Source organism: Brevundimonas diminuta (genome assembly GCF_039673845.1).
In the GTDB taxonomy this organism is placed as follows: domain Bacteria; phylum Pseudomonadota; class Alphaproteobacteria; order Caulobacterales; family Caulobacteraceae; genus Brevundimonas; species Brevundimonas diminuta_E.
The window spans coordinates 46,934-54,286 of record NZ_JBDJMK010000015.1 but is presented as its reverse complement, the minus strand read 5'-3'; the positions used below and the strand labels follow the sequence as shown (position 1 = coordinate 54,286).

Here is a 7,353-nt window from a genome sequence, read left to right as displayed (position 1 = left end):
ACTTAGATCGATCAGCGTCGGCCATCCTCCAACGTAACGACTTAGACTAGCTTCCATAACAACACGGAGGCTACAGCTTCCCCCCTTTAAGCGAACTTCGCTTCACGACCCGTTGCAGACACTGGCCGCCAGTGCGACCGTCGTCCGAATGATTAGAGCAACGATCCTGTTTGCCGCGTTCATGCTGGCGGGTTGCGGGCCTCGCACGATTACACTGGCGGAGGGGCAATGTCGGACCTTGCAGGTCGGCGACCGGGTCGAAGGTGTCGCGACGCTGGATGCTTACAACGGCAGCATCTGCATAGAGTGCGGAGCAAAGCTGAAGCAGACGGGCTGCGCCGGGGAGATTGGATACCGTAACGCCACTGATGCGGTGGAAGAGGAGTATCACCGTATCATCAGCGAGCTACCTGCGAACCCCGCCTATCAGATCGACGGGTTCGTCAGCGGTCGCGTCTTCGTAACCGGGGAGATTATCCCGAACGGAGCGGATGGAAGCCCGACCTTGAACGCTGAGCTCATCAGACGAGAAAGCGAATAGAGTCCTCTATCCACCCATTGCGGACGTTAGCCGACCGCCTTGCCTTCGTAGGCCGCAACCAAGTTCAAGAGAACCTGCTGATGATCACCGGTCATTTCAGCCGCGTTGCGCACCAGATAGAACTCAGCGTCGTTTGCGATGACGCCCTTGCGGACAATCTTTGCAACGGCCTTGCTGAACTTCGCACAAACAGCGGAAAGCGAAGGTAGTTCAGCTTCCGAAAGTTGGCGATCAACTTCTAGGATTTTATCGAGGGGCCAGTTGCTGGTCATCTCCACAATGTCGCCTATCGCCATAGACAGGCCCTCTCGCGCTTTCGCGGGGGAGGTTTCTGCAAAGCGGTCGAGCACGACAATCGGATCGATGTCGGAACCCGGCACCACGTCAGGCACCATCAATCGCACCATATGCGAGAGCCAGCCCCTCAATGCCTCGTATTCTTCGGGTTGAACTTGCATGCTCGATTCCTGCACCCGGTTGGGTGCGAACGCAATGTCCGCCTTCCCCCCTTAGCTGACATTCGACACGGCCGGTTCTCGCACCACAACTGAACCAGACGGTCGCCTTCCCCCATGCCTCGGTTCGTGGCACTGACGCGCGATGCCTGCGCTAAAAACCTCCGCCCAACCCGACCGCCCCTTCCCCACCCTGATGCTGGAGCTTGAGGCGGGCGCGACCTGGGGCGGTCTGATCTGCGGCGTGGATGAGGCCGGGCGCGGGCCTTGGGCGGGGCCGGTGTCGGCGGGGGCGGTGATCCTGAATGCGGATGATCTGCCGCCGGGCATCGACGACTCCAAAGCGTTGACGGAAAAGCGCCGCGCGGCGCTGGAGCCGATCATCAAGGCGCGGGCTTTGGCCTGGGGCGTCGGCTTCGCCTCGGTCGAGGAGATCGACGAACTGAACATCCTGCACGCCACCGGTCTGGCCATGCGCCGGGCGGTCGAGGCGCTGGGCCATCCGCCGGTGCATGCGCTGGTGGACGGCAATTATCGCTTCAAGCTGCCCTGCGCCGTGACGCCCGTGGTCAAGGGCGACAGCCGGTCGCTGTCGATCGCGGCGGCGTCGATCCTGGCCAAGACAGCGCGGGACCGGGTGATGATCGAGATGGACTCTGTCTATCCGGGCTACGGCTTTGCGGGCCACAAGGGCTATAATGCGCCGGTTCATCAGAAGGCGTTGCAGACGCTGGGACCCTGCCCTGCGCATCGGCGCAGCTGGGCGCCGATCAAGGCGCTGCTGGACGCCGCCTGACCTTCAGGTTCAGACCGAGAGCACGCCCCCGACCAGCATGCCGACAAGGCCGGCGACGATGGCGGCGATCAGCAGGATGGTCCAGCCGTCCAGACCCTTTCCGCGCCCCAGTCGGGAGGGGTTGCGGTCGTCGCGCGCCGCCGGGCGGGCGGGACGCAACGCTTCTGCGGGGGAAGCGTGATCACGGGCTCCGAAACGGGCGGCGGGATCAGGGACACTGGAAAGCGTACGCATACCGATGAAACGGCGAACGCATGATTTTCGTTCCCGTCAGGCGGCGACCGGCAGTTCGACGGGCTGTTCCGTAACCACGAAAAGATATTCCACGTTCCTGAGCCGTCCGACCGAACCGACCTTCTGCCCCTTCAGATTGTGGATGCCGATGCGGGCGCCGACGTAGCGGGGGTGCGGGATCTCGACCACCTGCACATGGCCGCGCGCCGCCAGCATGGCCGTCAGGTCTTCGCGGCTCAGATAGCCTTCGTCATTGAAGCTGACGATCAGGTTCGGGGCCTTCAGCCGCTCGATGACGGTCTGCAGGGCCGGGCCGATGCCGGGGCGGCTGTTGAAGGCGGACTTGCGGGTCTTCACATCCACCCGCTTGCGCGCCACGCCATAGGTCTCCGGCTTGTCCCACAGCACCAGACTTTCCCAGCAGTGATAGTTGCCGAGGTAGGAGTGCTGATTATAGGGCGGGTCCAGATAGACGAGGTCGGCCTCAACCTCGGCCGCGATCTCGACGGCGTCGCCGCGCGTGGCGAGGCACGGCCCCGCCGCCACGCCGGGCAGCAGGTCCGGCAAACGCAGCTCCAGCGGCTTCAGCGCCCGCGGCGCCCACTGCTTCATGAAGGCCATCTGCAGGCCCGCCGTGGAGTCCACCCTGTCGGCCGCCTCCATCAGGGCGACCAGAACGACAGCCTTCAGTTCAGGCTCCAGCCCCATGACCTCGATGCGTTCGCGCATGGCGTCGATGCGGGCGCCGTTGTCGGGGTGGAAGAAGCGGGCTTCCTCGCAATAGGTGCGGGTGAACCAGCCCGGCGCGGGCGTCAGGGCGCGCAGTTCGGCCAGCACCGCCTCGGCCTTGTCCGCCCAGACCTCGCGGTCGGCCTGGACGTAGGCCGCCGCCAGCGCATGGGCATAGGCGTTGTGATCATTGGACCAGACGCGATAGCCCGCGCGCTTCAGCGCATGGCCCACGCGCGCGGTGCCCGAGAACAGGTCGCAGACCGTCCCGCCCTGCGGCCGCGTCGCCTGCACCGCGCCCATGACATGGCCCAGAAGCGCACGCTTTGAGCCGATGTATTTGATCATTCGGTCCTGTCAGGTCCTGCGGGCGCGCTTCGCCCCGGTTTTGTTGCGGCCCTCAGCATGGGCCGGAGCATGGGCCAGACGCAACAGATTCGCCGCGCCCGGCGCGCCGAAGGGCGTTCCGGCCAGGATCAGCACGCGCTGGCCCGGCTCGGCCAGACCATAGAGCATGGCCGCCTCGACCGCATCATCGGTCAGACTTTCCAGCGAGGTCGGCTGGTCGCCCAGACGCGGCTCCAGCCCCCAGACCAGAGCCAGACGCCGCGCCGTCTCGGGCTTTGGCGTCAGGGCCAGAACCGGCTGCAACGGCCGCTCGCGCGACATGCGCCGCGCCGTGCCGCCCAGCGTCGTGAACACCACCATACAGGCGGTCGAGGACGCCTCGGCCGCCTTGCGCGCCGCCGCGACCAGAGCATCCACGTCGTCGATGTCCATGCCCGCGTGTTCGGCGTCCATCAGACCGGGCCACAGGGGGTCGCGCTCCACCCGCTCCATGATGCGGTTCATGATGGTGACGGCTTCCAGCGGATAGGCGCCCGCCGCCGTCTCGGCCGACAGCATCAGGGCGTCGGCGCCCTCATAGACGGCGTTGGCCACGTCGGACGCCTCGGCGCGGGTCGGGGCCGGGGCGCTGGTCATGGATTCCAGCATCTGGGTGGCGACGATGGCGGGCACGCCGCGCTGGCGGGCGGCGCGCAGGATCTTCTTCTGGGCGACCGGCACTTCCTCCGGGTCCATCTCGACCCCCAGATCGCCGCGCGCGACCATGACGCCGTCGCAGTAATCGAGGATGCTCTCAAGGTCGTTCAGAGCCTGCGGCTTTTCGATCTTGGCCAGACAGGCGGCCTGACCGTTCACGATGCGCTTCAGCTCGGCCATGTCCTCGGCCTTCTGCACGAAGCTGAGGGCCACCCAGTCGACGCCGAGGCGAAGGGCAAAGGCCAGATCCTCGCGGTCCTTGGGCGTCAGGGCCGACACCGGAATGACGGCTTCGGGCACCGCCACCCCCTTGCGGTCCGACAGTTTCGAGCCGCTCTCGACAGTGACGTCGCACCATTCGTCGGTGCGCTCGCCCACGCGCAGCCGCACCCGACCGTCATCCAACAGCAGCAGCATTCCCGGGCGCAGGGCCTTGAAGATTTCCGGATGCGGCATCTGCACCCGCGTCGCGTCGCCCAGCGCCGGGTTCAGGTCGAAGCGCATCCGGTGACCCGGCTTCACCTCGATCTCGACATCGGCGAAGCGGCCCAGCCGCAGCTTGGGCCCCTGCAGATCGGCCAGCACGCCCAGCGGCCGCTTCAGCGCCATCTCGGCCCCGCGTACGGCCTTCAGGGCGGCGGCGTGGTCGTCGTGCGAGCCATGGCTGAAGTTCAGGCGAAAGACATCCACCCCGGCCTGCGCCAGCGCCTTGACCGTGCCCGGCGCGCGGCTGGCGGGTCCGAGTGTCGCGACAATGCGCGCGCGGCGGGCTCTTTGCATGAACGGGTTTCCTCTTGCGGCTCTGACGGCCTGACGCCTCCCCTCAGAGGCGTTTCTCAGGACCTTGTGCCAAGGAAACGCAGAAGGCGTAAGGCCGTCGCACCGCGTCGAAACACGAGTTTATGCGGTTGAAATACGTTGCTTCCGTTCAAAATAGCAGGATGTGCAGATGGCGAAGCCTTTCCAGGCTTGTAAGAATGCGCAGACACAGACTGAGTAAAGAGTTCCATGCGCGTAACCCCAGAAGGCCTGAACCATCTCTACAACGCAGGGGTGATGCTGTGCCAGAATACGCCGCCCCCGTCAGAGACCTATGGTTGGGCGCGCGCCGGCTCCGACATCCGCGTTTCCAACACGTTCGAGATTGAGGGGCCCTGCGTCTTCTATAAAGGCCCCTATACGCCCTCCATCGGCGGGGACGCCTCGTCAGGGCTGTGCGCCATGGGAATGCACAGCTATTCCTATTCCGCACTGCATGAAGCCATGCGGGTGGGGCGCTACTGTTCAATATCGACAGGCTTGACCGTTCTGGATTCCACCCATCCGATCGACTGGGTGACAACCTCCATCATCGCCTTTCGGCCCCATAACGATATCGTTCGCGGGCACGTGGACGATGGCGCATTGAGAGCCTTCGAATTCTCGCCAATCGGCGTGAAGTCCTACCCTATCATCGGACACGATGTCTGGATCGGCCGTGATGTCACGCTGAGCATGGGCGTAACCCTGGGCGCAGGTTGCATCGTCGCCGCCAGCAGCGTCGTGACCAAGGATGTGCCGCCTTACGCCATCGTAGGTGGCAATCCCGCGACCGTCATCGGTTGGCGTCACAGCCCAGAAATCATCCAAAGACTGCTTAACAGCCAGTGGTGGCTTTACAGCGCCCGTGACCTGACTCGCCTGCCGTTAAACCAGCCGGAGCGTTTTCTCGACCTGCTGACCCGCTCGGTTGAAGACGGGAGCATCCAGCCTCACCAGCCCGCGACTGTGCGCGTCGGGCCAGACGGAATCGCTCCCATCAAACGCTAAGCTTAACGCGTCTCGCAACGCCCCTTGGCGAACTGGGGCAGGTCCATGCAGCGGCCGTCGATGGGGCCGTCCGGCTGGACGCCGATCAGATTGGCCAGCGTGGGGGCGATGTCGATGGTGCGCATCGGCAGGAAGCGCTCTTGGCCTTGCGCGCCCGGCCACCAGAAGATGATCGGCACGCGGCGGTCGTAATCCCAGGGCGAACCGTGGCTGGAGATGGCGCCGCCGATGCGGCCCTGCCCCGTCAGGCCCGGCTGCCAGGCGCGCATGATGTCCGGCGCGCGGCCGCCGACCGCGGACAGGCGCAGGCGCTCGCGCACCGTCAGCTCCTCCGGGTGGTCCGAGGCGGGCAGAGGTTCGGCCAGAAGTTCGTCGCGCGACACCGCCAGCGCCACCTGCGGCTCGGCGTTCAGCAGTTCGATCGCGGCGGCCAGAACCTGCGAACGCAGCGGCTCGGCCAGCGACTTGCGGTCCTTGTCGACGATGACGAAGCCCCCCGCCGAGGACACCACCGGATCGGCGTCCAGACCAAAGCGGGCCTTCAGCGCGGCGTTGACGCGCGGTTGCAGGGCGGCGTCCACGCGACCGGCGGCGGGATAACCCTCAAGCGCCGAACGCTCGGGGAAGTCGGAGCCGCCATGGTCGGCCGTCAGCGCCACGATCACGCCGCCCGGAATGGTCGACAGCCGGTCCAGGAAGGCGCCCAGCGCCGCGTCCAGACGCAGCATCTGTTCGCACATCTCGGGCCCCTGGGTGCCGAAGGCGTGGCCGATGCGGTCGGTGCCCGACAGGCTGACGCCCAGCATGTCGGTGACGCCGCGACGGCCCAGCTGCTGCGTCTCCAGCAATTCGACCGCGCCCTCCAGCGTCAGCTCATCCAGCACCGGCGAGTTGTCGAAGCGATCGCCCACAGGCGGCAGCTTTGAATCGAAGGTCTGGCCGCCGATGGTCCAACGGCCTTCCAGACGGCGGCAGCCCCCGTTCGTATAGGTCCAGCTGGGCATGCCGCGGCTGAAGCGGTCGATCAGGCGCGCATTCGCCGCCGCCACGGGCGCCAGACGCGCCTGCGCCGACTGGCCCGGCTCGACATAGGTGGTGAAGCCGAAACCGTCGGTCAGCCAATAGGCGCCGTCCGCCTTGTGTCCGGCCAGGTTGATGGCGCCGCGATCCTTGCCCGACACGCCATAGACGCGGCTGTCGGGGCTGACCGACTTCAGCCAGTCGCCCAGCGTCGACACGGCCAGATTGCCGGGGCCGACCGGGCCGTTGTCGGTGTTCTTGCCGTGCGCCAGCGTGTTCTGCGGGGCGGCCAGACAATAGGTGGTCTTGCCGGTCGTGGTGTCGATCCAGTCGTTGGCGGGGATGCCGCTGCGGGCCGGGTGGGCGCCGGTCAGGACGGTCGAGTGGCCCGCGCAGGTCACGGTCACGCCGTGGGTCTGATAACCGTTGATCGACACCATGCCCTGATCGGCCAGGGTCTTCATCCCGCCGGTGAACTGGCTGCGGTACTGGTTGAACAGATTGGCGCTGAGCTGATCCACCACGATGGTGACGATCAGGGCCGGCGCCGCCCTGTCGGCCTGCGGCGTTGCGGGGGCCGCGACGGGCGCCGCCGCCTCGCTCGCCTGTGCGCCGCTGGCGATCGCGACGAGGCCCAGCGTAAGGCCGAGGGCGGAGGCGAGAAGACGGCTGCGGATCATCACGAACACCAATCAAAGCAGAAGGTCGTCAAACACCTACGCCGG

The 7,353-nt window shown here is 66.1% G+C and carries 8 protein-coding genes; 3 read left to right on the top strand and 5 right to left on the bottom strand.

Annotated elements, in window-relative coordinates:
* Window positions 1–112: 112 nt before the first annotated feature.
* Complete coding sequence (locus ABE454_RS15645; protein WP_346533032.1) at window positions 113–541, top strand: hypothetical protein; 429 nt, start codon at window positions 113–115, stop codon at window positions 539–541.
* A gap of 26 nt (window positions 542–567) precedes the next feature.
* On the opposite strand, the gene ABE454_RS15640 is transcribed toward ABE454_RS15645, so the two are convergent.
* Complete coding sequence (locus tag ABE454_RS15640) at window positions 568–999, bottom strand: hypothetical protein (RefSeq protein ID WP_346533031.1); 432 nt, start codon at window positions 997–999, stop codon at window positions 568–570.
* Between the two features lie 142 nt (window positions 1,000–1,141).
* Between ABE454_RS15640 and ABE454_RS15635 the strand changes: the two genes are divergently transcribed.
* Complete coding sequence (locus ABE454_RS15635; RefSeq protein WP_430826546.1) at window positions 1,142–1,792, top strand: ribonuclease HII; 651 nt, start codon at window positions 1,142–1,144, stop codon at window positions 1,790–1,792.
* A gap of 9 nt (window positions 1,793–1,801) precedes the next feature.
* Here ABE454_RS15635 and ABE454_RS15630 read toward each other — a convergent pair whose 3' ends face one another.
* The 3 genes from ABE454_RS15630 to pyk form a co-directional block, all read right to left on the bottom strand.
* Window positions 1,802–1,951 (bottom strand): hypothetical protein, encoded by a 150-nt coding sequence (locus ABE454_RS15630; RefSeq protein ID WP_346533030.1) that lies wholly within the window; start codon window positions 1,949–1,951, stop codon window positions 1,802–1,804.
* Window positions 1,952–2,062: 111 nt separating this feature from the next.
* Window positions 2,063–3,103 carry a DNA adenine methylase gene (locus tag ABE454_RS15625; protein WP_346533029.1) on the bottom strand — a complete coding sequence of 347 codons (1,041 nt, stop codon included), beginning with the start codon at window positions 3,101–3,103 and terminating at the stop codon, window positions 2,063–2,065.
* Between the two features lie 9 nt (window positions 3,104–3,112).
* Window positions 3,113–4,579, bottom strand: coding sequence for a pyruvate kinase (gene pyk, locus ABE454_RS15620; RefSeq protein WP_346533028.1), 1,467 nt, complete (start codon window positions 4,577–4,579; stop codon window positions 3,113–3,115).
* Between the two features lie 228 nt (window positions 4,580–4,807).
* Here pyk and ABE454_RS15615 point away from each other — a divergent pair, with 228 nt between their 5' ends.
* A complete protein-coding gene (locus tag ABE454_RS15615; protein ID WP_346533027.1) occupies window positions 4,808–5,608 on the top strand; it encodes a CatB-related O-acetyltransferase in 801 nt (266 codons plus the stop codon).
* A 2-nt stretch (window positions 5,609–5,610) separates the two neighbouring features.
* On the opposite strand, the gene ABE454_RS15610 is transcribed toward ABE454_RS15615, so the two are convergent.
* Window positions 5,611–7,308, bottom strand: a complete 1,698-nt coding sequence (locus ABE454_RS15610; protein WP_346533026.1) for an alkaline phosphatase family protein — start codon at window positions 7,306–7,308, stop codon at window positions 5,611–5,613.
* Window positions 7,309–7,353 lie beyond the last annotated feature (45 nt).